General features: G+C 39.4%; 28 protein-coding genes and 2 riboswitches. Of the genes, 25 read left to right on the top strand and 3 right to left on the bottom strand.

Annotated elements, in window-relative coordinates; genetic code table 11:
• Positions 1-16: 16 nt before the first annotated feature.
• The 4 genes from merR to GMB86_RS13675 all read left to right on the top strand — a co-directional run bounded on the left by merR (position 17) and on the right by GMB86_RS13675 (position 4,593).
• Positions 17-409 (top strand): Hg(II)-responsive transcriptional regulator, encoded by a 393-nt coding sequence (gene merR, locus GMB86_RS13690; protein ID WP_010023125.1) that lies wholly within the window; start codon positions 17-19, stop codon positions 407-409.
• A gap of 20 nt (positions 410-429) precedes the next feature.
• Positions 430-2,064 carry a mercury(II) reductase gene (gene merA / locus GMB86_RS13685; RefSeq protein ID WP_155220843.1) on the top strand — a complete coding sequence of 545 codons (1,635 nt, stop codon included), beginning with the start codon at positions 430-432 and terminating at the stop codon, positions 2,062-2,064.
• An 855-nt stretch (positions 2,065-2,919) separates the two neighbouring features.
• Complete coding sequence (locus GMB86_RS16115; protein ID WP_010024625.1) at positions 2,920-4,080, top strand: murein hydrolase activator EnvC family protein; 1,161 nt, start codon at positions 2,920-2,922, stop codon at positions 4,078-4,080.
• 216 nt (positions 4,081-4,296) lie between these two features.
• The gene (locus GMB86_RS13675) at positions 4,297-4,593 is read left to right on the top strand and encodes an ArsR/SmtB family transcription factor (RefSeq protein ID WP_155220841.1); all 297 of its coding nucleotides are present in this window, start codon (positions 4,297-4,299) and stop codon (positions 4,591-4,593) included.
• A 595-nt stretch (positions 4,594-5,188) separates the two neighbouring features.
• Here GMB86_RS13675 and GMB86_RS16040 read toward each other — a convergent pair.
• A complete protein-coding gene (locus tag GMB86_RS16040; RefSeq protein WP_268987319.1) occupies positions 5,189-5,311 on the bottom strand; it encodes a hypothetical protein in 123 nt (40 codons plus the stop codon).
• Positions 5,312-5,723: 412 nt separating this feature from the next.
• Between GMB86_RS16040 and GMB86_RS16035 the strand changes: the two genes are divergently transcribed.
• The 7 genes from GMB86_RS16035 to GMB86_RS13640 all read left to right on the top strand — a co-directional run bounded on the left by GMB86_RS16035 (position 5,724) and on the right by GMB86_RS13640 (position 12,403).
• Positions 5,724-6,485 carry an AMP-binding protein gene (locus GMB86_RS16035; protein WP_196220236.1) on the top strand — a complete coding sequence of 254 codons (762 nt, stop codon included), beginning with the start codon at positions 5,724-5,726 and terminating at the stop codon, positions 6,483-6,485.
• Entirely contained in the window at positions 6,482-8,527 is a 2,046-nt protein-coding gene (locus GMB86_RS16030) for a non-ribosomal peptide synthetase (protein ID WP_268987318.1), read from the top strand. The genes GMB86_RS16035 and GMB86_RS16030 overlap by 4 nt, the downstream gene beginning before the upstream one ends.
• Positions 8,527-9,366, top strand: coding sequence for an alpha/beta fold hydrolase (locus GMB86_RS13660; RefSeq protein ID WP_010024632.1), 840 nt, complete (start codon positions 8,527-8,529; stop codon positions 9,364-9,366). The genes GMB86_RS16030 and GMB86_RS13660 overlap by 1 nt, the downstream gene beginning before the upstream one ends.
• Complete coding sequence (locus GMB86_RS13655) at positions 9,356-10,726, top strand: MFS transporter (RefSeq protein WP_093672811.1); 1,371 nt, start codon at positions 9,356-9,358, stop codon at positions 10,724-10,726. The genes GMB86_RS13660 and GMB86_RS13655 overlap by 11 nt, the downstream gene beginning before the upstream one ends.
• 53 nt (positions 10,727-10,779) lie before the next feature.
• A complete protein-coding gene (locus GMB86_RS13650) occupies positions 10,780-11,439 on the top strand; it encodes a 4'-phosphopantetheinyl transferase family protein (RefSeq protein WP_230459125.1) in 660 nt (219 codons plus the stop codon).
• Positions 11,440-11,711: 272 nt separating this feature from the next.
• Complete coding sequence (locus GMB86_RS16110) at positions 11,712-12,179, top strand: sigma-70 family RNA polymerase sigma factor (RefSeq protein WP_329602939.1); 468 nt, start codon at positions 11,712-11,714, stop codon at positions 12,177-12,179.
• Positions 12,176-12,403, top strand: coding sequence for a helix-turn-helix domain-containing protein (locus GMB86_RS13640; protein WP_093672815.1), 228 nt, complete (start codon positions 12,176-12,178; stop codon positions 12,401-12,403). The genes GMB86_RS16110 and GMB86_RS13640 overlap by 4 nt, the downstream gene beginning before the upstream one ends.
• Before the next feature lie 133 nt (positions 12,404-12,536).
• Here GMB86_RS13640 and GMB86_RS13635 read toward each other — a convergent pair whose 3' ends face one another.
• Positions 12,537-12,797: a hypothetical protein gene (locus GMB86_RS13635; protein WP_230459124.1), complete on the bottom strand. Its 261-nt coding sequence runs from the start codon at positions 12,795-12,797 to the stop codon at positions 12,537-12,539.
• Positions 12,798-12,900: 103 nt separating this feature from the next.
• Between GMB86_RS13635 and GMB86_RS13630 the strand changes: the two genes are divergently transcribed.
• The 5 genes from GMB86_RS13630 (at position 12,901) to GMB86_RS13615 (ending at position 17,471) form a co-directional block, all read left to right on the top strand.
• Complete coding sequence (locus tag GMB86_RS13630) at positions 12,901-13,107, top strand: DUF3173 domain-containing protein (RefSeq protein WP_029548309.1); 207 nt, start codon at positions 12,901-12,903, stop codon at positions 13,105-13,107.
• A complete protein-coding gene (locus tag GMB86_RS13625; protein ID WP_329602938.1) occupies positions 13,100-14,338 on the top strand; it encodes a tyrosine-type recombinase/integrase in 1,239 nt (412 codons plus the stop codon). Before GMB86_RS13630 ends, GMB86_RS13625 begins: the two co-directional genes overlap by 8 nt.
• A gap of 340 nt (positions 14,339-14,678) precedes the next feature.
• Complete coding sequence (locus GMB86_RS15595; RefSeq protein ID WP_196220233.1) at positions 14,679-14,864, top strand: hypothetical protein; 186 nt, start codon at positions 14,679-14,681, stop codon at positions 14,862-14,864.
• Between the two features lie 585 nt (positions 14,865-15,449).
• A riboswitch (purine riboswitch) is annotated at positions 15,450-15,551 on the top strand.
• Between the two features lie 137 nt (positions 15,552-15,688).
• Positions 15,689-16,999 (top strand): NCS2 family permease, encoded by a 1,311-nt coding sequence (locus GMB86_RS13620; protein WP_329602940.1) that lies wholly within the window; start codon positions 15,689-15,691, stop codon positions 16,997-16,999.
• 193 nt (positions 17,000-17,192) lie between these two features.
• The gene (locus GMB86_RS13615; protein ID WP_155220831.1) at positions 17,193-17,471 is read left to right on the top strand and encodes a hypothetical protein; all 279 of its coding nucleotides are present in this window, start codon (positions 17,193-17,195) and stop codon (positions 17,469-17,471) included.
• Positions 17,472-17,474: 3 nt separating this feature from the next.
• On the opposite strand, the gene GMB86_RS13610 is transcribed toward GMB86_RS13615, so the two are convergent.
• Complete coding sequence (locus tag GMB86_RS13610; protein WP_155220829.1) at positions 17,475-17,906, bottom strand: Hsp20/alpha crystallin family protein; 432 nt, start codon at positions 17,904-17,906, stop codon at positions 17,475-17,477.
• 198 nt (positions 17,907-18,104) lie between these two features.
• On the opposite strand from GMB86_RS13610, the gene GMB86_RS13605 reads away from it, so the two are divergent.
• From GMB86_RS13605 to purF, 9 genes are all read left to right on the top strand, one after another.
• Positions 18,105-18,332 carry an NETI motif-containing protein gene (locus GMB86_RS13605; RefSeq protein WP_155220827.1) on the top strand — a complete coding sequence of 76 codons (228 nt, stop codon included), beginning with the start codon at positions 18,105-18,107 and terminating at the stop codon, positions 18,330-18,332.
• A 76-nt stretch (positions 18,333-18,408) separates the two neighbouring features.
• A riboswitch (purine riboswitch) is annotated at positions 18,409-18,510 on the top strand.
• A gap of 111 nt (positions 18,511-18,621) precedes the next feature.
• Positions 18,622-19,107 (top strand): 5-(carboxyamino)imidazole ribonucleotide mutase, encoded by a 486-nt coding sequence (gene purE, locus GMB86_RS13600; protein ID WP_155220824.1) that lies wholly within the window; start codon positions 18,622-18,624, stop codon positions 19,105-19,107.
• A complete protein-coding gene (gene purK / locus GMB86_RS13595) occupies positions 19,104-20,255 on the top strand; it encodes a 5-(carboxyamino)imidazole ribonucleotide synthase (protein WP_155220821.1) in 1,152 nt (383 codons plus the stop codon). Before purE ends, purK begins: the two co-directional genes overlap by 4 nt.
• Positions 20,252-21,550 (top strand): adenylosuccinate lyase, encoded by a 1,299-nt coding sequence (gene purB / locus GMB86_RS13590; protein ID WP_141191113.1) that lies wholly within the window; start codon positions 20,252-20,254, stop codon positions 21,548-21,550. Before purK ends, purB begins: the two co-directional genes overlap by 4 nt.
• Positions 21,551-21,711: 161 nt before the next feature.
• On the top strand, positions 21,712-22,425 hold the full coding sequence (purC, locus tag GMB86_RS13585) for a phosphoribosylaminoimidazolesuccinocarboxamide synthase (protein ID WP_141191114.1): 714 nt from the start codon (positions 21,712-21,714) through the stop codon (positions 22,423-22,425).
• Entirely contained in the window at positions 22,422-22,673 is a 252-nt protein-coding gene (gene purS, locus GMB86_RS13580) for a phosphoribosylformylglycinamidine synthase subunit PurS (protein WP_141191115.1), read from the top strand. The genes purC and purS overlap by 4 nt, the downstream gene beginning before the upstream one ends.
• Positions 22,670-23,359 carry a phosphoribosylformylglycinamidine synthase subunit PurQ gene (gene purQ, locus GMB86_RS13575; protein ID WP_141191116.1) on the top strand — a complete coding sequence of 230 codons (690 nt, stop codon included), beginning with the start codon at positions 22,670-22,672 and terminating at the stop codon, positions 23,357-23,359. Before purS ends, purQ begins: the two co-directional genes overlap by 4 nt.
• Positions 23,340-25,559: a phosphoribosylformylglycinamidine synthase subunit PurL gene (gene purL / locus GMB86_RS13570; protein ID WP_155220819.1), complete on the top strand. Its 2,220-nt coding sequence runs from the start codon at positions 23,340-23,342 to the stop codon at positions 25,557-25,559. The genes purQ and purL overlap by 20 nt, the downstream gene beginning before the upstream one ends.
• Complete coding sequence (gene purF / locus GMB86_RS13565) at positions 25,535-26,968, top strand: amidophosphoribosyltransferase (protein ID WP_155220818.1); 1,434 nt, start codon at positions 25,535-25,537, stop codon at positions 26,966-26,968. Before purL ends, purF begins: the two co-directional genes overlap by 25 nt.
• Positions 26,969-26,970: the final 2 nt, after the last annotated feature.

Raw genomic sequence — 26,970 nt, 5'->3', positions numbered from 1 at the left:
ATATGAGGTGAAACAAATGGGGTTACGAATCGGACAGCTGGCCAGCCGAACTTACGTCAACAAAGAAACGATCCGGTACTATGAACGGCTGGGGCTAATTCCAATTCCCTCTCGTACAGCGAAAGGATACCGTATCTATAAGGCTCAAACAGTGGACCGAGTGAATTTTATTAAAAAGTTGAAGAGATTAGGATTTACATTGAATGAAATTGACAAGTTGTTAGGCGTTGTTGACCGCAATGAAGTGAAGTGCAGAGATATATATGATTTTACCGTTAACAAGATTGGTGAGATACAGCATAAAATCGAGGAATTAAACAAACTTGAAAAGATGCTTGTCGATCTGAAAAAAAGATGTCCTGAGAATAAAGAGATTTATGAGTGCCCCATTATTGAATCCTTAATGTGAGAATACGAGGAGGAAATCATATGATAACGTATCGAATGACTGTTCAGGGGATGACTTGTGCCGGGTGTGAAGACCATGTGGCAAGTACTCTGGAACATATTGGTGCAAGAAACATTAAGGTTAATTATCAACGTGGGGAAGCTCTTTTTGGGCTCCCGGTTAGTATTAAAAAGGAGACTGTGGAACGGGCAATAGTTGAAGCACACTATCAACCTGTAAATTTTATGCAGATCCAATCAGAAGGAGATTCTGATAAAGAAGACGACTACGATTACATTATTATTGGCTCTGGCGGTGCGGCTTTTGCTTCAGCCATTAAAGCCAGAGAGTATGGCGCCAGAGTGGCAATGATTGAACGAGGTATAGTTGGCGGTACCTGTGTTAATATCGGCTGTGTTCCTTCTAAGACCTTGCTCAGAGCCGGGGAAATTAATAACCAGGCAAAAAATCATCCATTCAAGGGATTGCACACTTCAGCAGCTGAAGCTGATTTAGCGCAACTGGTTGAGCAAAAAAATGAATTGGTTGAAACATTACGGATCCAAAAGTATGAAAATTTAATTGGAACTTATGGTTTTGAACTTATTAAAGGAGAGGCAAAGTTTGTCAATGAAAAAACGATCGAAGTGAATGGCAGACAACTGACGGGAAAGCGTTTTTTAATCGCCACCGGTGCTTCACCGCTCATACCCGATATTCCCGGATTAAATCATGTGGATTTCTTAACCAGCACAACTTTACTTGAACTGAAAAAGATCTCGAAACGTCTTGCGGTCATCGGTTCCGGTTATGTAGGTTTTGAATTAGGTCAGCTTTTTCATCATTTAGGTACGGAAGTAACATTGATGCAGCAGAGCAATCAATTATTAAAAAAATATGATCCGGAAATATCGGAAACCATAACACGAGCTTTAACACAACAAGGTATTCATTTTATTACCGGAATAAAATTCAAGCGTATCGAACAAGACGGGCAGATAAAGAAAGTCCATATAAAGACTGAGGGTAAGGAACAAGTTATTGAAGCAGAGCAGTTGCTTGTCGCAACAGGACGCAAACCGAACACAGCAAACTTAAATCTGTATTCAGCAAACGTTAAGGTCGGTACCCGGGGTGAAGTCCTCATTGATGAATTTTCCAGAACGACCAATCCACGTATTTATGCAGCTGGGGATGTCACGCTCGGCCCGCAATTCGTCTATGTCGCTGCTTATCAAGGCGGTCTTGCTGCAGACAATGCCGTCGGAGGACTTGGTCAAAAAACCGACTTAGACTTTGTACCGAGCGTTATGTTTACAACTCCATCAACTGCCATGGTTGGATTAACGGAAGAGCAGGCAATAAAAAAAGGCCTTAAGGTAAAAACGTCTGTTCTGCCTTTAAGTACCGTGCCCAGAGCAATCGTTAATCGAGAGACGACTGGTGTCTTTAAATTAGTGGCAGAAGCAAAGACACTCAAGGTCTTGGGCGTCCATATTGTTGCTGAAAATGCGGGAGACGTGATCTATGCTGCGACATTAGCCGTAAAGTTTGGGATGACTGTGGAAGATCTTCAAGATACCCTCACGCCTTATCTCACTATGGCCGAAGGCTTAAGGTTAGCAGCACTCACATTTGACAAAGATATATCTACACTTTCTTGTTGTGCAGGATAACAATGTTAATAATAAAGAAACAAATTAAAGCCGATTTCCCATTTTTCCTTAAAAATGGGAAATCGGCTTTTTCTCATAATTTAAAAAAGTATAACCCCGATGACGATCTGCTTCAAATCAGGATGATGCTGTTTACTGTAGCCATACGTAATGGCAGGTGTCCCGTCCGCCCCATCTGGCGAAGTGTAGCTGCCCTAAAACAAATAGGATGTGGTATCGCTGCGGACACCGGACACCGGGAGACCCGGTTTCTGATAGGCGGAAAGAGACAGGGGTGGAATACACACGCCAGGGGCCGGCCTCGTGCAGGTGATCCAACGCTCGACCGAACGCCGAGAGAGGCTTTCGAACGGATCTCATCCCAATCCGGCAGATGATTGATCGTTTCATTAAATTGGTTTTCTCACAAATCACGGAAATCAACTGAGAAGCACCCACCGACAGGGTGAGCACCTGATCTGTTTCCATGACTTTTTGCCATTTCCGAATATTCATGAACAGCTCTTTCCTTCATATTTATTCCTCAATTTATTTCTATCAATCATCGTATTTAGTGATGTTCATCAACATGTTCTAAATCTTACAACATAATTTGTTTCTACATAGTTTCCACACAAAATCCACACATTTATTGATTATCATTATTTTAATAACTAAACCACATTATAGAGAAATTGAGGAGGTTTCAGATAAAAAAATAAATCGCGATTAATTAATTAAACGAAATAATATTGAGATCGAAACATGTCGAAATTTGTCATATTGAACTGTTACGATATGATTAATGGCTCTAGCGGGGGTCTTTCACCTTAAAACTCCAAAGAAAAGAAAAGAAGCTAAAGGGGAAAGATAGTAGTGAAAAGAAAATATTTACGCACAACAATGATCTTGGGTACAGCGTTTTTGTTGATAACGAGTTATACGGAGAGCTACGCACACGCCACTTCAGAACGTCAATTCAATACGAAACAAAGCTTATCTTCTGAGCAACAGTTGTCGAAGAATGATAGACAACAAGATGTAGCGATAAATAGAATTAAATCATCCGAAAAGCAGATTGAGAAGATAAAAAGAAGTGTAGCAGATAAACAATCTAAACTGGTTGAAAGTGAAGCAATATCCGAATCGATGAAAGATCAGATTGATCGGCTTACCAAACAGATCAGTATTAGGGATAAATTATTAAAAGAACGGATACGTTCCATTTACATAAATGGAGGGGCAATCAGTTATCTTGATGTTCTTCTTGGTGCAGATAGTTTTGGAAATTTTCTGGATCGATTATTCGCCTTGAAATTGATTACTGAAACAGATAACAAAATACTGACTGCTCAAGAGAAAGATAAGAAGGATCAAGTATCAAAACAAAAGATACTAAAACAAGAACTGATAAATCTGAAAAATGGATTGGCAGATCTAAAAAAATTAGAAAATGATCTACTTCAGAAACAGAAAGATCAAAAAAATGAGTTAGCGTTATTAAGAAAAGAAGCATCCAAAATTAAAGAAAAGTCAATGGATAAGAAGGAAGAAAAGGACATTGTAAAGGCTCAAACGAGTTCAGCAGAAAATAGAGCATCGACTTTATCATTAAAAAAGTTATCGTTAAACAAATCAGATTTTATTAATCCTACTCAGGGTTATATCTCATCTGGGTTTGGTAATCGGTCATTTGATAACAGCTTTCATCCAGGAATTGATATAGCTAACAGTGAGGGAACACCAGTTAAGGCTGCAGCTGACGGAGTAGTTTTCAGAGCGTATCAATCTTCAAGTTATGGAAATACGGTAATGGTTTCCCATCAAATTGATGGAAAATTGTATACGACGGTCTATGCTCACCTAAACGCTTATAATGTATCTACAGGTGAACGAGTGACTCAGGGACAAGTGATTGGCGGAATGGGTAATACAGGCGAATCATTTGGGTCTCATCTGCATTTTGAATTGTATATAGGCCCTTGGACTCCACCACCACATAAAGGGGCAGTTAATCCAGTGAGCTATATTCAATAAAAGCCGTTTGAATTTCGATTAGATTTTAGTAGAATACAATTATAAAATCAGGTATAGAATAAAAAATTTTTATACTAAGCTTGTAGATAGAATGAGCTGTACGGTGGTTTTCATCAGTGAGCTCATTATATTATTATAGCCAATTCAGAGGTGTATCTATTTTATTCAATAGTAATTTCGGTTGATAAAATTCTCTGAAGTTGATACAATAGTATTATGATTATTAAACTAACAGAAAAACAAGAAGATGAATTAAGAGTAAAAGTTTTTAAGGCTCTATCGGATCCAATCAGATTGGAGATTATTCGATATTTAAAAAAGGTAAATCGAGGGGTAAGTTGTGGTGAAATCGGAGAGATAGTTAAAATGAGTAAATCTGCAGGTTCTTATCATTTTAAAATTCTTCGAGAAGCAGGATTAATTCTTACACGAAAGCAGTCCAGAGAGAAATATGTTTCTCTTAATTATGATATCTTTGATAAATATGTGACAAAATTTCTAGATTCTCTTTGAATTTAGAAATTTTTTGTTTATTGAGAACGCAACTTTCGCAGCTTAATCCTGGTAGGTAAACCCTGATATAGTTGGGTAGTCTGTCAATCTATTGCTGGAGTTGACAGACGATACACTTCTTGATTGTATTTTTGGTTTCGGCTAAATCTAAATGGAAAAGGTCAAGTAGATGGGTCAGGGCAACGCCCCAATCCAGGGTCCTTATTTCGTCGCAAGGTTCTTAGAACATGCCGCCTAGTGTCCGTTCGTCCGAACTGCAGCGGTTTCGCCAGTCCAGAAAAGAATGAACCGAGTAAATACGATTGCTGTATGGCTGATCATGGGGTCATACGACCGTCCCTAAAATTATTTTTGTAGTTTTAGAAAAAATTGGTCGTTTTAAAGAAGAACTCAATGTCCCGTCTCTTCTTTAGATTCGGATAATTTATATTCCGTCATCGTGCAGTCGGTACTAAAAATGACAATCCAGCGGTCCTGCTGGTAACGGTTTTGTGCGAAAACCACTTTGGACGGAATCCAATTGGCAGGGTGGTGCGGATTGAACACAGAATGCCTTTTTGACTGGTGACTGGTTCAGCGAGCCGGAACAGAGGTTTTAATCCAAACTGTTTCGGTCAACCTGATAACGCTGATTTGTCGCTTTCACTATGCTAATGACATCTAGTCCCTGACCGGTCAGCGCTTTGACCAGCAGCTGCTGTGTGAACCAACTGTCCATCAGGACATAGGGGGCATGAACCCCCTTGACATCCGTTCCACCATGGCAGGAATTTGATCTGGAGCTATCTGCAAGGCTTTGATCCGACGTTTGTATCCGGAACACTTCTTGTCGATACCAGCATGAATCCTATTTATCACTGTTTTTTCTAAACTGAGCAGGGAAAAGTTAACGGGGAGAAACGTGGTTCCGTCTGACCATTCCAGGGTCACGTCCTTATTTTTGAACTGTGAAAGTTGATTTGAGAAATATTAAACTAGATAACGTTCTTGAAAAGTAAATATATAGGTGGTATACTACATTAAAGTTCAAATGTATTTGTACTATTGAACCATTAATGCATTAGCGGTATAATATATTATAGTTTAAAACAATTTGTACTTTTGAACTGATAAAGGAGATGGGGATAATTATGATAAGCGATAATATTACCGCTAAACGTGGAATACAAGAGGGCTTTCATCGGTATCCAGCAAATCTTTCCGAAATGATTTCTTACTCTGTTGAGAATTTTCCAGACAAATCAATTATTTATGTAGATTCTAGAGGGGAAAAAATCACCACTTATCTTGATACCTATAACGAATCTAGGTTGATACTTAACAATTTGCATCAAAGCGGAATTAAAACTGGAGATATTGTCGTCTTAGCTCTAGAGGAACACTCTGATTTCATTCCTTTAATTTGGGCCTGTGTTTTGGGAGGAATAATACCTTGCCCAATAATTCCACGAGTTGCAGATATGGAAGTATGGAGAGGCAATCTAAACCATATATCAAAATTGCTTAATAATCCCACTTTTATCATTTCATCGCGTAACCTTAAATTATTTGATGTAGATAACAAAATCCTAAAGGTAGAAGATTTACATAACCCTGTATCTGCACCTGCAAAAGTCGATAGCGATAATGTTCCGGATATTGCCTTTTTAATGCTGAGCTCTGGTTCAACAGGTGCTCCGAAAGCAATTACTCTGACTCATGAAAATATCCTTAATTCATTAGAAGGAAAGCGACTTGCTACAGGAATAGAGGATACCGATATTACCATGAATTGGATTGCTTTTGATCATGTTGCGGCATTAACAGAGTGCCACTTCTTGCCATTGTTCACGGGCTCAACGCAGATTCAAGTTCCAGCGGTTGATATTGTTTCAGATCCACTCTTTTTTTGAAAATAATTAGCAAATATCGAGTTTCACATACATTTACACCTAACTTCCTACTGGGACAAATCACTTCACTGATAGATGGTACAAATGGTTTGCCAGAAAAAATTCAGCAAATGGATTTTTCTTGCCTCAAACGTATTATTTCTGGAGGTGAGGCTAACGTATGTGAAACGGGAGACCGCTTCTTAAATGCATTTGCAGATCTAGGTATGAAACGTTCAGTCATTTGGCCAGCATTTGGTATGACTGAAACCTGTGCTGGATCAATCTATTCAACTAATTTTGAGAATGAAATCGGCAAGAGTGAGTTCGCAACTCTCGGGAAACCTATTCCTGGTTTGAAAATTCGAATTCTTGGGGAAAACGGGGAGGTCATGAACCCAGGCCAAGAAGGGGAACTTCAGCTGCACGGTGCTATGATCTTCAATAAATATTATTCCAATGAAAAAGCTACAAAGGAAGCATTTACTGAAGATGGATGGTTTAAAACAGGAGATCTTGGCATTATTGAGCCTGACTCAGGATCTTTACGCTTAGTAGGGAGAAGTAAAGATAGCATTATTGTTAATGGTAACAATTACTTTCTTTACGAACTGGAAACAGTAATTGGAAGTCTTGAAGGTATAGCGCCTTCTTTTATTGCTGCATTCTCAACGCGGCCAGTTGGATCGGATACCGAGTCACTTGTTGTTTTCTATACTCCACTGAGTGATTATAATACACCTCAACAACTTAGGAATATTAACATTGCGATTAGAAATATCACAATATTACGCTGGGGATTCCGTCCTCTTTTAGTGCTTCCTGTATCCAAAGATATACTTATTAAGACAAGTCTTGGTAAAATTCAGCGTTCTAAGCTGCGAAAGAAATACGAATCAGGAGAGTTTGATAGCTTAATAGCAGATTTTGCTAGTTTAGAAAAAGAATATACTCCACCAATTGTGCCTGCTGAGAATGGATACGAAGAGAAAATAATCAATTTATTTTCTAAGATAACAGGGATTTCAACAGGAGAAATAGGTGCGACTAGTAATTTCTTTTCACTAGGTGGTACATCGCTAGAGATATTACGTTTACTTACTAGTCTTAAAGGACAATTTGACACCAAACGGAATTTTTCTTTAGTAGACTTGCTTCGAGACCCTACACCTAGAGGCATAGCTCATCTTGCTTCTTCTAAAACAGCTAATAATAAAGAATACAATCCAATCGTGCCGCTTCAGAAAAAAGGAGTTGGAGCACCCATTTTTATGATTCACCCAGGAGTCGGAGAGGTTCTGGTTTTTGTAAATCTGGCTAATTTTTTCATGGATGAAAGACCTATTTATGCTTTAAGAGCACGTGGATTCAATCCAAACGAGAAATTTTTTGAATCTTTTGATGAACTTGTATCGACCTATGCTGCTGCTATTAAGCAATATCAACCACATGGACCGTACTACATTGCAGGATATTCCTATGGTGGTCCAGTTTCACTACCAGTTGCACAAACTTTGGAAGCGATGGGAGAGAAGGTACATGTTTTAGTAATTGATGCTCCGCCAGTAATTGAACATCCACGAGGTAAGGTTGATAGGGTAGAAAGTGCTCTTATGTTGTCTTTCTTTCTCGGCTTTATTGATAAAAGTCAACTTGATACTCTTGGTAATTATCTAAGAGAATCTGAGGATATAAATCCAGTAGACTATCTTTTTTCATTGGCACCGACCTCGAGAATTCGAGAGCTTGGACAAGATTTGACGACATTTAAACACTGGAACGATCTGGCTTATGGTCTTTCTCAAATTGGAGGTTCTTACAAACCTAAGGGAAGCGTAAATGACATTACCGTCTTTTATGCTCAACCGATATGGGGAAGTAAAGCGGATTACTTTGAAACAATGTTAAAGAAGTGGGATAAATATTCTCGCTCCCCTGTGCGGTACATAGAAGTTCCAGGAGAGCACCATACAATCCTCAATCCTGAATTTGTTGATAAATTTCAGGAGATATTTCGATCCGAGTTATCGAAAATGGTTAGCAAACAAGGAGCTGAGAAATGATGAGTAACAATCGTGCCCTATGCTATGACGAGGTCGGGCAGGGCGAAGAGATCGTGTTTGTTCATGGCTATATTTCCGATCGACGGATTTGGTCACAGGTAAGAGAGCATTGGTACGATTCGGGTCATCTTTTTTTTCCTACGCTCGAGGGTTTTTGGGAAGACTCGCTGGAGTTCAGAGAAAGTAATTTTAGTGTTGATAATCATATAGAAGATATTGTTGATTTCTTAGAAAAAGTTTGTACTCCGCCTGTTCACCTCGTTGGATGGTCATATGGAGCGTCACTTGTTTTGCTGGTTGCTGCAAGAAGGCCGGATCTGGTTAAATCCGTGTTTGCTTATGAACCTGGCATTTCATCTTTTGTTTTAGATAAAAAAATATTGCAGCAAATCCAGCGTGATCGTGTAGAAATGGCTGGCCCCGCTATAGGAGCAGTAAAAGCTGGGAATACAAAAGAAGCTGTTAAATATATTGTTAATGGAGCCTGCAATCGGGAAGGAGTATTTGAAGATTTCGATGAGGAACTAAAACAGAGATTCTTTGATAATGCAAGCACAGTTCCGTTGATGTTTACTGAACGGAGTGCCCCAAATTTACCAGCTTCTTCGGAGGACTTAAAAAGAATCTTGTGCCCTGTTACTATAAGTTATGGTGAGTATGCTCGTCCTGCGTATAGGCTTGTCGCAAAGGAAGCTGCAAAAATAATTCCCAATTCAATAATACAGATCATTCCAGGCGCAATGCATGTTGTCCCAGTAACGTCTCCAGAGATATTTCTGCAGAAAATTATTGAGCATCTCAGTGGAGTTGACAGGAGGGCGGTATCCAATGGTAAATAAACAAACAAATCCAACTTGGGTACTCGTGCTCACATCGCTTGGCTTCTTCATGGCGATGATGGATTCGATGATTGTAACAACCGCGTCAACAGCGATTCGAAATGACTTTGGAATTTCGGTTGGCGAGCTACAATGGGCGCTCAATGCCTATAACATTACAATTGCAGCTGTTTTATTGATTGGTGTTTCGATTGGAGATCGCATCGGACACAGAAGGCTGTATAATATCGGTCTCTTTATCTTTGTTTTGGGTTCAGTCTTTTGTGCATTATCAAGTAATATCGATCTTTTGATCGCTTCCCGGGTCATAGAGGGAATCGGTGCCTCTGTAATGACCCCTATGTCGATGGCCATATTAACGGCATCCATTCCTCCTTCCGAACGCGGAAAGGCTCTGGGTATTTGGAGTGGGATAGGCGGACTTGCTCTCATTGTAGGGCCTGCACTGGGTGGCCTGATTGTTGCTCTGCTTGCCTGGCAATGGATTTTCTGGATCAATGTTCCCATAGGTCTTGTTGGTATTTATCTGTCGCAACGTAAATTACCAGAAACTCAGCTAGAGGGCAATCATTTAAACATCATTGATTCTATACTCATTGTCCTTTCTTCGGCGGGAATTATCTGGGCGTTATCAGAAAGTACTTCTAAAATGGTTCAGACTTCAACACTAATTGTTGGCGTGCTCAGCATCGTTTTGGGAATCATTTTTGTTTTGAGACAGAGGTATGAAAAAAAACCAATGATCCCACTTTCCTTTTTTAAATCATGGACTTTCAGTGGTGGAGTCATCTCTACTTTTCTGCTTTACGCCTCCATGTATGGCGTAGTGTTCTTTTTACCCCAATATTTACAGGTTGCAGATAAATCAAACGCATTGATAGCCGGACTTCAACTTTTGCCTTGGACAGGGACATTGGTCATTGTCGCGCCAATAGCTGGAAAAGCGGTCGATAAATTTGGTGAACGCCTGGTAGCGATCACTGGTCTGCTTCTTCAAGGAATAGGCTATTTATGGATTGTGCTGACTTCGGTATCAGGTAACCCATATTGGCTAATGGTTATTCCGCTTATCCTTGCGGGTGCTGGAATTTCAATGGCAGGGCCCGCATTGCAGAAAGCAGCACTTGGATCTGTCGGCAGAGCCGAGATTGCTAAAGCGTCAGGGATTTATAACATGTTTCGGCTCCTTGGTGGTGCAGTAGGAATCACGGTTTCTGTCATCATTTTCTATGCTTTTGGAGATGTTGTGACGACAACTGCATTTACGAATGGCTTTAGCGCAGCAATGACTGGAGCAGGCGTAATTTCTCTGCTCGGCATTCTTTCCTCAGTCGGTCTCCGCTCAACTCTTGTAAAATGATTTGGGCGATAAAGCTTGATTTCAATATTGAGGTTTTGCGATACAAAAAGTTATTGCCAAGGATTAGCAAAGAACGACTCTTTAGGATAAAAAAATACAGAAAACAAGAAGACAAAATTAGTAGTGTCTTTGCTGAACTTTTAGTACGATATGCGGTTAATCAATTTAGCGGTTATTCTAAACAAGAAATTAAATTTTGTACTGGAATAAATGGAAAACCGCAACTAATGACCCCCGATAATATTCATTTTAATCTTTCACACTCTGGTAGCTGGGTAGTTTGTGTGGTAGATAATGAACCTGTTGGGATAGATATTGAAAAGATTCAAGAAATTGAGTCGGATGTGGCTCAGCAATTTTTCACGCAGAAAGAATGCGGATTTCTTAAGTTCTCAAAGAATAGTTTGGAACGGAAAAAACGATTTTTTAAGATCTGGACGATGAAGGAATGCTTTCTAAAAGCTATTGGGGAAGGTTTAAGCAGAGACTTATCCTCTTTCTCTGTAGAATTTAATCAGAATCGGTATCCTAAAATATCCTCTACATCAGAGGGAGAGGATTTAAACTGTATTTGGAAATTTAAGCAGTATGAGATAGATGATGATTATATCCTATCAGTAGCTGAAACAAGGAGAACAGAAAAAATTCAGATGGTTGAATCTCAAATTTTTTATGACGGTGCTGTCCCATCAACGAATTATCCAGAGGTTTAGATTATAATAATGAACCAGGTAAACTATATTTGATGAAATTACTAGCATACCCACTGTTACTGTTTTACTTTTAAAAACTTGTCTGAATAATAAAGATTATGTATATGCACTCGAAAGTCTGTATGGATGATTACATCCGTTCGGGCTTTTTTCAATACTTTAGATAGGGGGTTTCCTGCAACAAATAGCTTCCCTTTGGTGAGAGTCAGTATGAAAGAGAAAAAGAATCAAACTTTTCTTTTTTCTTGCTGACTTGGAAGGGGGTGATACTTGTGAGGCCATCTTCTTTCAACAAAATACATCCTGAAAAGGTTAATTATCAGATTCAAGATGATTTTCAGACAACCATACAGTTTCAATTTGATTATATGGCAAGAAAGGTGATGATAAGTACTAAAAGTAACTACCGTCGCTCTATTGGTAGACGAAGAAGGCACGAAAGTCTATTTTCGGAAGTTTCAGACTTCGATATAAATAAATTACACACTTCTGATACTTACCGTCTGGACCGTCGATTTTATAAAGTCTTATCAATGGATGTGCAAGTTACTGATTGTCAAATTGCTGAAGCGCTGGATACTTTGTCAAAGCGCAAGCGTGATATTATTCTGATGTTCTACTTTCTGGAAATGTCAGACGCAAAAATTGCTAAAGAATTAAGTATAAACCGAAGCACAGTCTATCGCAACCGCCATAGTGCATTAGAAATGATCAAAACGCTATTGGAGGACGAGCCATGAGAGAGAAGAAAAAATTGATCCCCTTTTCTATCATTGAAGCAGCAAACAGTGGTGATGCCATAGCCATTCAATATATATTAAAACATTACGAGGGCTATATTGTCACACTTGCTACAAAAACGCTCACAGACGAATACAGCAACGGTTATTTCTTCGTAGACAAAGAGATGCAGGAACAGCTGACCACTGCTCTACTGCAAATGATCTTAGACTTTGAAATCTAGTATCCTATAAACACGAATAACAAGATTTATTATAAGCGATAATTTAGAATTTGTCATTCTATTAAAGCATATTGATTACTTCGTATGCTTTGATAGGCTGACAAAGGCCTACGTTCTTTGAAAAAGAAAACGTCTAATCAGGCGTCGTATATAGCAATCGAATACGTTCCGATAAAGAAAAAGCCAGCGGACTGACACGCCAAGACCTAGTAAAATAGCGAGCGACTCCTGTCAGTGACCCCACAAACAATCCAAGGCAGGATTGCTGCCATGACTTCTTTATCGGGATAATGATACTCCCGCATAGCCTAGTCCGAGCGTTAAAAGCGTCGCAGGCAATGGATGCGGCTGCATGAGAACCATGCAGGGGTGAGACCCCCGTGAGCTTTGCCAAAGCTGTTCGATTTGCTAATCAATTAATAACCATAAAGACGGTAATTCTGAGATTCAAACTTATTGAATTATCTTTTGAGGTTAAAGGGGGAATGGCTTGCCTTATGAATGAATTAATAACCAAAGATGATTTAATTAAAAAAGGATACTCTAAATACACGGCTGTTAATATCATTAGACAGGCAAAACAAATTATGGTACAACAAGGATATCCATTTTACAATAATAAGCGCTTAGGGCGTGTGCCAAAAGAGACTGTTGAATCGATTCTAGGATGTGGACTAGAATTGGAGAAAAACACTCGTGGCTAAAACAAAGTATTCTGGTGTTTATGTTGATGATACTGGACAATACTATTATGAAACGGAATTAGGAAAAGATCGACTGACTGGAAAACGATTAAGAAAAAAATCAAGAACCAATCGCCAAGGGAAAAAGTTCACTTCTGCTTTGCAAGCCTACAAGGAATTGGTACGTGTTAAGAATGAGTATTTGTCTACGCAGGGTTATGCGAATTATCATATGACTTATGGTCAGTTTATGGATAACGTCTATATTCCTGCTTACAAGACAGATGTAGAAGAAAGTACATTCTATGTTCGTAAACGTACTTTAGAGCGTATGAGAGATCGCTTCTCAGCCATCCAACTTCGAAAGCTTTCTATAGAAGATGTCCAAAGATATCGGACGTGGTTACTTTCTGAAGATGGGGCTGGATATTCTCAAGCGTATGCGAGTTTGGTTTTTGGTATGTTTCGCAAGAGCTTGGATATGGCTGTAGAAATGGAGTATCTTGAGTACAATATTTCTAAAAAAGTCAAACCCATCCCAAAGGGAAAAGCAATCGTTCCTTATTGGACAAAAACAGAGTTTGAAAGAGTTATTTCAACGATTTGTTTAGATGATTTATATGAACATTTGTGTTTTGTTATGCTGTGGGTTTACTTTATGACAGGGATCCGAGTGAGTGAAGGGACAGCCTTATGGTGGGACGATATCGACTTTAAAAATAAGCGACTTCGTGTTCATCATATCTTATTTATGAGAAATAAGATGGACTGGGAACGCAAAAATTACACGAAAACCGCTGATGGAAAGCGAATCATTTCGCTGGATGATGATACGATTCGGGTACTCAAAGATTGGAAAGAACGACAATCCGAGTTGAATATTCAAGATTTTGTCTTTAGCTATGACGGCATGCCCATGATTAAATCCACTCTTTCTCGAATTATTGGACGCTATGCTAAATTAGCCAATGTTCACCGTATTCAAGCGAAAGGGTTGCGTCATTCCCATGCCTCGTATCTCATCAATGAATTTAATGTTTCTGTTTTAATTTTATCCAAACGAATGGGACATTCAAGTCCCGAAATTACGTTGAAGCATTACTCTCATTTATGGTCTGGCATTGACGAATTAATCGCTGAAGAGATGGCTGGAAATATCCATATTCAAACCGCTCCAAAGTCAGCGATTCAATTTAATGGCAATCAAGCAATTAAAAAAATGAGTTCCGCCAGAATCCCCGCCAAGGTATAGAAAAGGTGTTGGAAATGCTGATATAAAGGCATTTTGACGACACCTGCAAACTTAGAGTGGGAATAAATGATATTATTAATAAAAGCTAGAGCGTTGATTTGGTCAACTGCTCTAGCTTTTTTATATAGGCATCGATGATGGGAAGCTGTACCATCCGTCACGGGGTAAATCAAATGTGGCGGAATCCTATTCATCACGGAAGTAGCTCAATTACGGTTCGAAGCGGCTCAATTAATGTTGAAGTAGCTCAATAACGTTTCGAAGTCGCTCAATTACGGTTCGAAGTGGCTCAATTACGTTACGAAGTAGCTCAATCACGGTTCGAAGCGGCTCAATAACGTTGCGAAGTCGCTCAATTATGGTTCGAAGCGGCTCAATTACGTTACGAAGTAACTCAATTACGGTTCGAAACGGCTCAATAACGTTACGAAGTCGCTCAATTATGGTTCGAAGCGGCTCAATTACGTTACGAAGTAGCTCAATTACGGTTCGAAGCGGCTCAATTACGCATGAGGTAGCTCAATAACGTTACGAAGTAGCTCAATAACGTTACGAAGTAGCTCAATTACGGTTGAAGTAGCTCAATTACGGTTCGAAGTCGCTCAATAACGTTTCGAAGCAGCTCAATTATGCTTGAAGTAGCTCAATTACGGTTGAGGTTGCTCAATAACGTTTCGAAGTAGCTCAATTATGTTTGAGGTTGCTCAATAACGTTTCAAAGTAGCTCAATTACGCCTGAAGTAGCTCAATTACGTAACGAAGTAGCTCAATTAAGCTTGAGGTGGCTCAAATACGTTTCGATGTGGCTCAATTAAATTTCTAAGTCGCTCAATAATGGGCTTTAATGAGTTTGTAAATTTAGATTTCTATCCAAAAGAAATGGTACCAATAGTTGAAGAGATGCCCAATCATCGAGTACATAAGATCATAAATACCCTTTAAACTTTGACCTACCATATCAAATTAATATTTTTCAAATTTATATTACCTGTTATGTTGACACTCAAATGATCCGAACGATACGCGTTTTTTAATAAGTATTGTTCGCTTTTAAAATTGACGCTTAACGGTCCGATTGCTATACTATATGAGTCATCAAACGTGGTGACCTCATTTTAATCTTCAACGCATGTGTATAATCTTAGGAATAGGGCCTAGGAGTTTCTACAAAATCACCGTAAACGATTTTACTACTTACTTTGCAATACATATTATTATACCTTATCGGTGAACAAGTCCTACTCTTTATTAGAATAGGATGGATTTATTCTGGGGAACCTACATATTCTTAAAGTTATTCGTCATGTTAGAAGAATTCTCGTATATTGAGGGGGATTTATTTTGAACGGAATTTCTAAGTTTTTCAAGTTTGATGAACTTCACACGACTTTTGGCCGTGAAATCGTCGCAGGTTTGACGACTTTCCTTGCGATGGCTTACATTTTATTTGTTAACCCAACGGTCCTTGGAGCAGCGGGAATGGATAAAGGGGCTGTCTTCACAGCTACGGCAATATCTTCAGCATTTGGTTGTATTGTCATGGGGCTTCTTGCAAAGTACCCTATTGCTATTGCACCAGGACTTGGCGTAAATGCCTTTTTTGCTTTTTCAGTTGTTATTGGGATGAAAATTCCTTGGCAAACAGCACTAGCAGGTGTTCTCCTAGCTTCTATTATTTTCTTAATCATTACGTTGTTTAAAATTCGCGAGATGATTATCAATGCGATTCCGCAAGACCTTAAACTTGCAACAGCGGCTGGAATTGGTCTTTTTATTGCCTTTATTGGTTTAAAAGGAGCAGGCCTTATTGTTGCTAACAAGGCTACGACGGTTGCCCTTGGTTCACTTACAAAAGGATCAACATTACTTGCTATTTTTGGTTTATTAGTGACGATTATTTTAATCGTTCGGAATATTAAAGGGGCTATTTTTATTGGAATGATCTTAACGTCTATCGTTGGATTGATTACAGGACTCATTCCAGTCCCTACTCAAGTGGTTTCTACTGCACCAAGTCTTGCGCCAACTTTTGGCCAAGCCATTTTTCACCTTTCTGACATCAATACCGTTCAACTCGCCATTGTTGTCTTAACATTTTTGTTAGTCACCTTTTTTGATACGGCGGGCACGATTGTTGGTGTTGCCGAGCAAGCAGGATTCTTAAGAGATAATCAATTGCCACGAGCTGGGCAAGCACTTCTTGCAGATTCGAGTTCGATGTTAGTAGGGGCTATTCTTGGGACTTCTCCAACAAGTGCCTATATTGAATCATCAGCAGGTATTGCGGTGGGTGGACGTTCTGGTCTAACAGCAGTCGTTACGGGTATCTTGTTTATTTTCGGATTACTATTCTCGCCGCTTTTGGCTGTAGTTACAGAAGTCGTTACAGCACCTGCCCTTATTATTGTTGGTATTATGATGGCTGGTGCACTAGGTAGTATTGATTGGAAGAAGATGGAGATTGCAATTCCGGCCTTTTTCACTGTTATAGCGATGCCATTAACCTATAGTATCTCTACAGGAGTCGCGCTTGGATTCTTCTTGTATCCAATCACGATGATTGTGAAAGGTCGCGCTAAAGCGGTTCATCCGATCATGTATGTCTTATTCTTTATCTTTATTATTTATTTCTATTTCCTCTCGTTAAATGGGAATGTATAAGTCATAAAAAGAGAAACCTTCATCCTATGCTGGATGAAGGTTTTAATTTAAGTATATATTGTTTTCCTATTATACATAAATCACACAAAGAAGGTCATAATGATAAAGTAAAACATTTTGGAAATGATCCGTGTTCTAATCCCATTGGGGTCTTTCCCCTCATATTAAACCCAAATAGAGGAGTGTCGTCATTATGATTTCTTTTATTATAGCCATTTTGTTTTGGGTTATAGGAATTGTTGTTATGGCTTCTGGTTATGTTGTCGTACCAAAGATTAAAGAAGCTACGCGTAAATTATTGCACCGTGCTGAAGAAAATAAGTTTAAGGACAATTCAGAATCCATTGCTTACCAAATAGAAGGTAAGTTAGTTGACTCTATGCCTTGGTATTCCTATTATCTCTTAACTTTTATTATTGGAATGGTTATTTTTGTTCTTGGTTTTGTAGCTTTAAGTTTCCATTATAGATAAGCGTTAATCTTTATTTGTTGTTTCTTCAGAGCTAATCGTTATTTCACTCACTTCTTTATCTTTTATTTGTTGTAATTGTAGGATTAATAAACCATTAGCATAAGAAACATGCTTTGGTGTTTGGTGAACCGGTTTTGGAAGCGTGAGACTACGTTCAAACGGACCCATGCTGAATTCTTTACGAAAAAGTTTACTATCACCTTGCATTGGGAGAGACATTTCCCCTTTGATAAGGATACTTTGATAATTCACGTAAATATGAAATTGATCACGATGAACCCCTGGTAATGCAATCAGACAAAATAGATCCTCGCCAGCCGTATATAGATTCATCAACGGCCAATCTTTTGTAAAAAGATCTTGTAAATCTTGAAAAATGTCTTTATTGATAAATCCTCGTACTGATTTTTTAATGTCTTGAAATTTGTTCTCCATTGAGCAACACCTCCACTCTTAAGATATGGGCTATATCATTAAAAGGTGCCACGATAATTCAAAAAGATTATACTGATGGAATAAAGCTAAATTTTTTAAAAAATATCTGTTTCTTATGTTAAAATGGACTCACAATACATCTCGTTATTTTAGTAAAGGCATGTGATTTTGATTTCTCACTATATAAAGGAAGATGTTATGGCTAAGCGCAAGAAAACATTACCACAAAAGAATCCACTAAAAAAACAATTCACGGTCGATCAAGATAAAGGCATTGATGCATGTTTAGACCAAATGAAAAAAGAAGGGTACGCTCCAGTAAGACGAATGGAACAACCTGTATTTAAGGAAGGGGAAGATGGTCCTGAAGTGATCGGACAAATGATCACGTTTGAAGGGAGATTAATCCAAAAAGACGAACAATAAATATATATAGTTTGTAAAATGTTCGATTCTGGTGTTGACAGTCCTCCTGCAATGTTGTTATGATGAGAGTGTCGAAAAAACGAATATCAATAACCTTCATATATTTTTGGGGATATGGCCCATCTGTTTCTACCCGACTACCATAAATGGTTGGACTATGAGGGAAAGTTGAAGCGGCCTGAATGTTCATGCTGATCCAGCATTTACTGCCAGAACGGTTTGCTTTCTCATTTAAATAGAGGAAACAGCTGTTCTGGCCTTTTTTATGTCCACACGAGGAGGAGGCAACATGGAGAAACCAAGCATCGGTGTTATTATGGGAAGCTCTTCTGATTGGGAGACAATGAAGCATGCATGCGATATATTGACTCAGTTTGAAGTTCCTTTTGAAAAGAAAGTCGTTTCAGCTCATCGGACCCCCGATTTAATGTTTGACTATGCTAAGACAGCAAGAGAAAGAGGTCTTAAAGTCATTATTGCAGGTGCAGGCGGGGCGGCCCATCTTCCAGGAATGGTCGCTGCTAAAACCACGTTACCTGTGATTGGGGTTCCAGTGCAATCTAAAGCACTTAACGGGATGGATTCTCTATTATCGATCGTTCAAATGCCTGGGGGAATACCTGTTGCAACAGTCGCCATTGGCAAAGCAGGAGCAACAAATGCAGGTCTTCTCGCACTACAAATGTTATCGATGAATGATCAAGAGATCGCTGAAAAATTATCAAACTATCGGAACTCATTAGAAGATAAAGTGAAGGAAAGTGATTTAGATTGAGGAAAACGATTTTGCCAGGTGAAAGCATTGGCATATTAGGTGGAGGTCAATTAGGCCGGATGATGGCGATAGCTGCAAAACAAATGGGTTTTCGGACAGCTGTACTTGATCCTACTAAAGATAATCCTTGTGCCCAAGTCTCAGATGTCGCTATTTTCTCTAACTATGATGATCCGGCAGGGGCGAAACAATTAGCCAATTGTACAGATGTCATTACGTATGAATTTGAAAATGTCGACTTAGGGACAGTCGGATTATTAGAAAAGATCGCCTATCTTCCTCAAGGTCACGTTGTGCTAGAGACAACGAAAGATCGTTTAAATGAAAAAACAGCGATTCATCAATTAGGCATACCTGTTGCCCCTTTTTATGCCGTAACAACGAAAGATGATTTGAAAAAAGCTATTAAGGAACTAGGAACACCATCTGTTTTAAAAACGACTCAAGGTGGTTATGACGGAAAAGGTCAACTTGTGATTAAAACAGAAGAAGATCTCATGAAAGCAAACGATTGGGTCGATGGAACAATCCCCTATATTTTAGAACAATGGGTGCCATTTGAAAAAGAGATTTCAGTGATTGTAACAAGAAGTACAACTGGAGAAACGGCTGTTTTCCCAGTAGCTGAAAATATTCATAAAAATAACATTTTACATTATACAGTGGTTCCGGCACGCATGACGCAAAGCGTAAGTGATAGAGCTATGAAACTCGCAACAAAGATTGCCAAAGAGCTGGACATTATTGGAACGCTGGCTGTTGAAATGTTCTTAACCAAAGATCATGACATCTATGTCAATGAGTTGGCTCCCCGTCCTCATAACTCTGGTCACTTTACGATTAACGCATGTGAAACGTCGCAATTTGAACAACATATACGAGCCATTTGTGGCTGGCCATTAGGAAAGACGACGTTACTCAAACCCGTCATTATGGTGAACATTTTAGGGCAGCATATGGAAGCTATTAAAGAAAACATCGGCAAATATACCGATGCTCATCTTCACCTTTATGGAAAAGACGAGGCAAAAACGGGTCGTAAAATGGGGCATTTAAACCTATTAGCCGATTCGGTGGAAGAAGCCATCGAAAAAGCGGAGTCATTAAATATCTGGCAAATTGAAAAAGAACGGAGTATGTCAAAATGATTGAACGTTATACGAGACCCGAAATGGGCGCTATATGGACAGAAGAAAACAAATACCGCGCATGGCTAGAAGTAGAGATCATGGCCTGTGCAGCTTGGGCAGAACTTGGAGAAATTCCAAAGGAAGACGTTGAAAAGTTACGTGAGAAAGCTTCTTTCTCGATTGATCGCATTCATGAAATTGAAAAAGAAACACGCCATGATGTCGTGGCTTTTACGAGAGCTGTTTCAGAGACACTTGGTGAGGAAAAGAAATGGGTGCATTATGGTTTAACGTCTACAGATGTTGTTGATACTGCACAATCTTATTTGTTAAAACAAGCCAATGAAATATTACTTAAAGACATTGAAGCTTTTATTGAAGTCATTAAGCAAAAAGCCATTGAGCACAAAACAACGATTATGATGGGACGCACGCATGGTGTACATGCAGAACCAACAACATTTGGCTTGAAAATGGCCTTATGGTATGAAGAAATGAAACGTAATTTAGAACGCTTCAAACAAGCAGCTGAAGGGATTCGTGTTGGTAAAATCTCAGGCGCTGTTGGGACTTATGCCAACATTGATCCTTTTGTAGAAAAATACGTGTGTGAACAATTGGGACTTGAAGCATCACCTATTTCAACACAAACGCTTCAACGTGACCGTCATGCTCACTATTTATCTACACTAGCTCTTATTGCTACATCGATTGAAAAATTTGCAACAGAAATTCGTGGTCTTCAAAAATCTGAAACACGTGAGGTTGAAGAATTTTTTGCAAAAGGCCAAAAAGGCTCTTCAGCAATGCCGCATAAACGTAATCCGATCGGTTCAGAGAACATGACAGGACTTGCCAGAGTCATTCGTGGCTACATGGTCACTTCTTATGAAAATGTCTCCCTTTGGCATGAAAGAGATATTTCACACTCTTCAGCTGAACGTGTTATTTTACCGGATGCAACGATTGCACTAAACTACATGCTTAATCGTTTTAAAAATATTTTAGACAAGTTAACGGTATTTCCTGAGAACATGAAACGCAATATGAAACGTACATTTGGACTCATCTTCTCTCAACGTGTGCTACTCGCTTTGATTGAAAAAGGTCTTTCTCGTGAGGCGGCATACGATATCGTTCAACCAAATGCCATGAAGGCTTGGGAAACGGAAACTCAATTCAAAACACTCGTTGAACAAGATGAGAGAATTACGTCAAAATTAAATCAAGAAGAAATTGATGCTTGTTTCGATCCTACGTATCACTTGAAAAATGTTGATTTCATTTTTGATCGTTTAGGTCTGAATGCGTAAGCACGAAAAGATATCCCCATGGATTAACATGGGGATACCATCATCTTATCGAGGAAAATTCACAATATTTAAAAGAATGAATTCAGCAGTCTAAGTTTACTAAGCTATGAACTTTTTTAAATAAAAATTTCTCCATATTGAGATTTAAGGGGTTGAAGGTTATGAGTCAGCTATTATATGAAGGTAAAGCCAAGAAAATCTATGATACAGAAAATCCAGAATTACTCCATGTTCAATATAAAGACGAAGCGACAGCATTTAATGGAAAGAAAAAAGCGACTTTGCCAGGAAAAGGTCGTTTAAACAATTTAATCTGCTCAAAACTTTTTGAAGAGTTAAAAGACCATGGCATTGAAAGTCACTTTGTCAAACGTTTGACTGAAACAGACCAACTTGTTAAAGCCGTCAAAATCATTCCACTAGAAGTTGTCGTTCGGAATGTTGTAGCAGGTAGCTTATCGAAACGTCTTGGCATTGAAGAAGGCGTTAAAATCAAGGAACCGATTATTGAGTGGTATTACAAAAATGATGAACTTGGCGATCCAATGATCAACGATGATCACATTAGCATGCTTTCCATTGCGACACCTGAACAATTGGAAGATATTCGCAGGCAGGCGCTTAGTGTCAATCAAGTTCTCATTCAACTCTTTGATGACATCGATATTACTCTCGTCGATTTTAAACTTGAATTTGGTACGTTAACCACAACTGGAAAAGTTGTTTTAGCAGATGAAATTTCACCAGATACTTGCCGGTTATGGGACAAAACAACTCAAGAAAAATTAGATAAAGACGTCTTTCGTCGTGGACTTGCTGACTTACCTCAAACTTATGAAAAATTACTCAATAGACTGGAGGCTCTTCAAAAATGAAAAAGGTGAAAGTATTTATCACATTAAAAGAAAGTGTACTCGATCCCCAAGGACAGGCGGTTAAGGAATCTCTTCACAATATGGACTATAAAAATGTCAATGACGTTCGTATCGGTAAATATATTGAATTGGAAATAGAAGATTCAGCTAATCTTCATCAACAAATTGAAGAACTTTGTGACAAAATGCTAGCCAATACCGTTATCGAAAATTACCGTTATGAGGTGCTTGAGGAGGTCCAATCGTGAAAGCTGCGGTGATTGTTTTCCCAGGTTCAAACTGCGATCAAGATATGTTTTATGCCATTAAAGAAGGACTCGGCGAAGAAGTTGAATACGTCTGGCACACAGAAACATCACTCGACGGTTTTGATGCGGTTTTAATCCCAGGTGGTTTCTCTTACGGGGATTATCTTCGTTCAGGTGCCATTGCGAGATTTGCTAACATCATGCCAGCTGTTATACAAGCAGCAAAAGAGGGCAAACCGGTTTTAGGAGTTTGCAATGGTTTTCAAATTTTATTAGAAGCAGGACTTCTTCCGGGTGCGATGCTTCGAAATCGTGATTTGAAATTTATTTGTGAAACGGTGCCTTTAAAAGTAGTCAATCCTAACACCCAATTTACTTCTGAATACAAGCAAGATGAAATTATTCAAATTCCGATTGCTCATGGTGAAGGGAACTATTACTGTAATGAGGAAACTCTTGCTGAATTAAAAGCGAACAATCAAATCGTCTTTACGTATGACAGCCAGAATCCGAACGGCTCTCTTGCAGATATTGCAGGGATTGTTAACAAAGAAGGCAATGTTCTCGGAATGATGCCTCACCCTGAACGAGCTGCAGATCTTGTGCTTGGCAATGATGATGGACTTAAACTTTTTCAATCCATTTTAAAACACTGGAGGGACTACCATGCCGCTTACACATCTTGAACCGTCACCAGAACAGATAGAACAAGATAAAGTCTATCGTAAAATGGGACTTTCAGAAAAAGAATATGAAAATGTGAAAAACATCCTCGGTAGAAGACCAAATTATACCGAAACAGGTCTTTTCTCAGTCATGTGGTCTGAACATTGCAGTTATAAAACATCGAAACCTGTTTTAAAAACCTTCCCAACCAAAGGGAAACAAGTGCTTCAAGGACCTGGTGAAGGTGCAGGAATTGTCGATATCGGTGATGGTCAAGCTGTCGCTTTTAAAATTGAAAGTCACAACCACCCTTCAGCGGTTGAACCCTATCAAGGTGCAGCAACAGGCGTAGGTGGAATCATTCGTGATGTATTCTCAATGGGAGCAAGACCGATTGCGATGCTCAATTCTTTAAGATTCGGTGACCCTTCGATTCCTCGTGTTAAATATTTATTTGAACAAATCGTAGCGGGTATCGCAGGCTATGGGAACTGTATTGGGATTCCAACCGTTGGCGGTGAAATTGCCTTTGATCCTTGTTACAATGAAAATCCTTTAGTTAATGCCATGTGCGTGGGACTCATCAACCATGAAGATATCCAAGTGGGCCAAGCCCGTGGACTTGGAAACACAGTCATGTATGTAGGAGCAACAACCGGTCGCGATGGAATCCATGGCGCAACGTTTGCTTCTGAAGAGTTAACAGAAGATGCAGAGCGTTCAGCGGTCCAAGTGGGCGACCCTTTCATGGAAAAACTTTTACTTGAAGCTTGTCTTGAATTAATTAAGCATGATGCCCTTGTCGGTATTCAAGATATGGGGGCTGCTGGTCTTGTTTCATCATCAAGTGAGATGGCAAGTAAAGCAGGCATGGGGATTCATATGAACCTTGATGATATTCCTCAGCGTGAAACGAACATGACACCATATGAAATGATGCTTTCTGAATCTCAAGAACGGATGTTAATCGTTGTTAAAAAAGGCCGTGAAGATGAAATTACGGCGATTTTTGAAAAATGGGGCTTACACGCAGTGACAGTCGGTGAAGTCATTGAAGAAAAAGTTCTTCGTCTAGAGCACAAAGGTGAAATAGTGGCTGAAGTACCTGTCGATGCCTTGGCAGAAGATGCTCCAGTTTACCATATGCCATCAGAGGAACCTGCGAAATATCGTGAAAATCAAACGATGGCTCCTTGGAAACCACAAGTAGACAATATTCAAGAAACACTCACTAAACTTGTGAGCTTACCAACCATTGCAAGCAAAGAATGGGTTTATCGTCAATATGACCACATGGTTCAAACGAATACAGTGGTTGCACCAGGTTCAGATGCTGCGGTCGTTCGTATCCGTGGTACACGTAAGGCGCTTGCGATGACAACCGATTGTAACGCAAAATATCTTGCTCTTGATCCTTTAGTTGGTGGACAAATTGCCGTAAGTGAAGCAGCGCGTAATATTGTCTGCTCGGGTGGACTACCGCTTGCGATTACAGATTGCTTAAACTTTGGTAACCCTGAAAAACCTGAAGTATTCTGGGAAATTGAACAAGCAGCAAAAGGCATGTCAGATGCTTGTCTATCGCTTAATACCCCTGTTATCAGTGGAAATGTCTCTTTATATAATGAAACAAATAAACATGCGATTGATCCAACGCCAGTTGTCGGTATGGTAGGTTTAATTAAAGACATTGATCATGTGACGACTTCTGAATTTAAACAAGCTGGCGATGCGATTTATGTGATTGGTAAAGCTGATGGATCGTTTGGTGGAAGTGCCATTCAACTATTACAAGAAGGAAACGCTTTTGGAAAGGCACCTGCACTTGATTTAGCTATTGAAGAGCAACGTCAAGCTCAATTGTTAGAAGCTATCCAATCAGGATATGTTCAATCTGCTCACGATTTATCCGATGGTGGTCTAGGTGTGGCTCTAGCTGAATCCGTATTTGGTACGGGTCTTGGGGCTGAAGTTGAACTCGCTAATGATCTTGCTATTGAACTATTCAGTGAAACACAATCTCGTTTCCTCGTATCTGTAACTGAGGAAAACCGAGAAGCTTTCGAAGCAATCGTTAACGATGCTATTTTCTTAGGACATGTAACGGATAAACAAAGTATACAATTTTCAAGTAAAAATGATGTCGTGACGGTGAATCCAGTTGAACTCGAAAAAGCCTGGAAAGGGGCACTGACATGTTTTATGAAGACAGAGAATTAAACGAAGAATGTGGCGTCTTTGGTATTTGGGGACATAGTCATGCGGCAAAACTAACCTACTATGGTTTGCATAGCCTTCAACACCGTGGTCAAGAAGGTGCGGGTATTGCTGTCACAGATGGGAAAAAAGTACGCGATCATAAAGGTCTTGGTCTCGTCAATGATGTCTTTGCACCAAAAGATTTAGATGAACTTGTCGGTTATGGCGCTATTGGACACGTGCGTTATTCAACCTCTGGCGGAAATAGTCTTGCAAATGTTCAACCATTAGTTTTTCGTTCCCAAACGGATACTTTGTCTCTTGCCCACAATGGTAATTTAACTAATGCGGAAGAGATTAAGCGTGATTTAGAATCTAAAGGAAGTATCTTTCAATCAACGTCAGATACGGAAGTTCTTGCCCACTTGATTAAACGAGGTATTTCACATACGTTTAAAGATAATCTAAAGGCGGCATTAAACGTGGTGAGTGGAGCTTTTGCTTTCGTTCTTTTAACCGAAAATGAACTCATTGCGGCTCTTGATCCAAACGGGTTACGGCCTTTATCTCTCGGTCGTTTGGGAGATGCATGGGTGGTGGCTTCAGAAACCTGTGCGTTTGACCTCATTGGCGCAACCTTTATCCGTAACGTAAAACCAGGTGAAGTTATCGTCATCAATGACGAGGGTCTGCATAGTGATATGTTTACAACAGAAGTTGAACCTGCCATTTGTAGTATGGAATACATTTACTTTTCAAGACCGGATAGTGACATTGAAGGAATTAATGTCCATGCCGCTCGAAAAAATCTCGGTATCCAATTGGCAAAAGAAGCGCCCGTTGAAGCAGATGTCGTAACGGGTGTTCCGGACTCTAGTATCTCAGCTGCGATTGGCTATGCTGAAGCAACAGGGATCCCTTATGAGTTAGGCATGATTAAAAACCGTTATGTTGGTCGAACATTTATTCAACCTTCACAAGAATTACGTGAGCAAGGGGTCAAAATGAAACTTTCTCCTGTACGAGGGATTGTTGAAGGAAAACGTGTCGTTATGATCGATGATTCAATCGTTCGTGGAACAACAAGCAGACGAATTGTTCAAATGCTTCGGGATGCTGGGGCAAAAGAAGTCCATGTCCGTATTAGTTCCCCACCGATTAAACATCCATGTTTTTATGGGATTGATACATCCTCTTCATCAGAGTTGATCGCGTCTAAATATAGCGTTGATGAGATTTGTGAGGAAATTGGGGCTGATTCTCTTGTATTCTTAAGTACATCAGGCATGCAGGAAGCGATTGGACGTAACCCAGCGATGAAAAACTGTGGACAATGTATGGCTTGCTTTACAGGGGAATACCCAACGCACATTTCACCTGAAACAGCTCTGCCTCATGAAAAAGATTTACTGGTGTCTAAGGGAGGATGACC

This window comes from Terrilactibacillus tamarindi, from assembly GCF_009718825.1.
GTDB lineage: Bacteria > Bacillota > Bacilli > Bacillales > Sporolactobacillaceae > Terrilactibacillus > Terrilactibacillus tamarindi.
This window is presented reverse-complemented; position numbering and strand designations above follow the sequence as displayed.

Excerpts from the sequence above, each read along its gene's own strand:
- merR (WP_010023125.1), top strand. The coding sequence starts at position 17 with ATGGGGTTACGAATCGGACAGCTGGCCAGCCGAACTTACGTCAACAAA.
- merA (WP_155220843.1), top strand. The coding sequence starts at position 430 with ATGATAACGTATCGAATGACTGTTCAGGGGATGACTTGTGCCGGGTGT.
- GMB86_RS13675 (WP_155220841.1), top strand. The coding sequence starts at position 4,297 with ATGATTATTAAACTAACAGAAAAACAAGAAGATGAATTAAGAGTAAAA.
- GMB86_RS16040 (WP_268987319.1), bottom strand. The coding sequence starts at position 5,311 with ATGGACAGTTGGTTCACACAGCAGCTGCTGGTCAAAGCGCTGACCGGT.
- GMB86_RS16035 (WP_196220236.1), top strand. The coding sequence starts at position 5,724 with ATGATAAGCGATAATATTACCGCTAAACGTGGAATACAAGAGGGCTTT.
- GMB86_RS13660 (WP_010024632.1), top strand. The coding sequence starts at position 8,527 with ATGAGTAACAATCGTGCCCTATGCTATGACGAGGTCGGGCAGGGCGAA.
- GMB86_RS13655 (WP_093672811.1), top strand. The coding sequence starts at position 9,356 with ATGGTAAATAAACAAACAAATCCAACTTGGGTACTCGTGCTCACATCG.
- GMB86_RS13640 (WP_093672815.1), top strand. The coding sequence starts at position 12,176 with ATGAGAGAGAAGAAAAAATTGATCCCCTTTTCTATCATTGAAGCAGCA.
- GMB86_RS13630 (WP_029548309.1), top strand. The coding sequence starts at position 12,901 with ATGAATGAATTAATAACCAAAGATGATTTAATTAAAAAAGGATACTCT.
- GMB86_RS13615 (WP_155220831.1), top strand. The coding sequence starts at position 17,193 with ATGATTTCTTTTATTATAGCCATTTTGTTTTGGGTTATAGGAATTGTT.
- GMB86_RS13610 (WP_155220829.1), bottom strand. The coding sequence starts at position 17,906 with ATGGAGAACAAATTTCAAGACATTAAAAAATCAGTACGAGGATTTATC.
- GMB86_RS13605 (WP_155220827.1), top strand. The coding sequence starts at position 18,105 with ATGGCTAAGCGCAAGAAAACATTACCACAAAAGAATCCACTAAAAAAA.
- purE (WP_155220824.1), top strand. The coding sequence starts at position 18,622 with ATGGAGAAACCAAGCATCGGTGTTATTATGGGAAGCTCTTCTGATTGG.
- purB (WP_141191113.1), top strand. The coding sequence starts at position 20,252 with ATGATTGAACGTTATACGAGACCCGAAATGGGCGCTATATGGACAGAA.
- purC (WP_141191114.1), top strand. The coding sequence starts at position 21,712 with ATGAGTCAGCTATTATATGAAGGTAAAGCCAAGAAAATCTATGATACA.
- purS (WP_141191115.1), top strand. The coding sequence starts at position 22,422 with ATGAAAAAGGTGAAAGTATTTATCACATTAAAAGAAAGTGTACTCGAT.
- purL (WP_155220819.1), top strand. The coding sequence starts at position 23,340 with ATGCCGCTTACACATCTTGAACCGTCACCAGAACAGATAGAACAAGAT.
- purF (WP_155220818.1), top strand. The coding sequence starts at position 25,535 with ATGTTTTATGAAGACAGAGAATTAAACGAAGAATGTGGCGTCTTTGGT.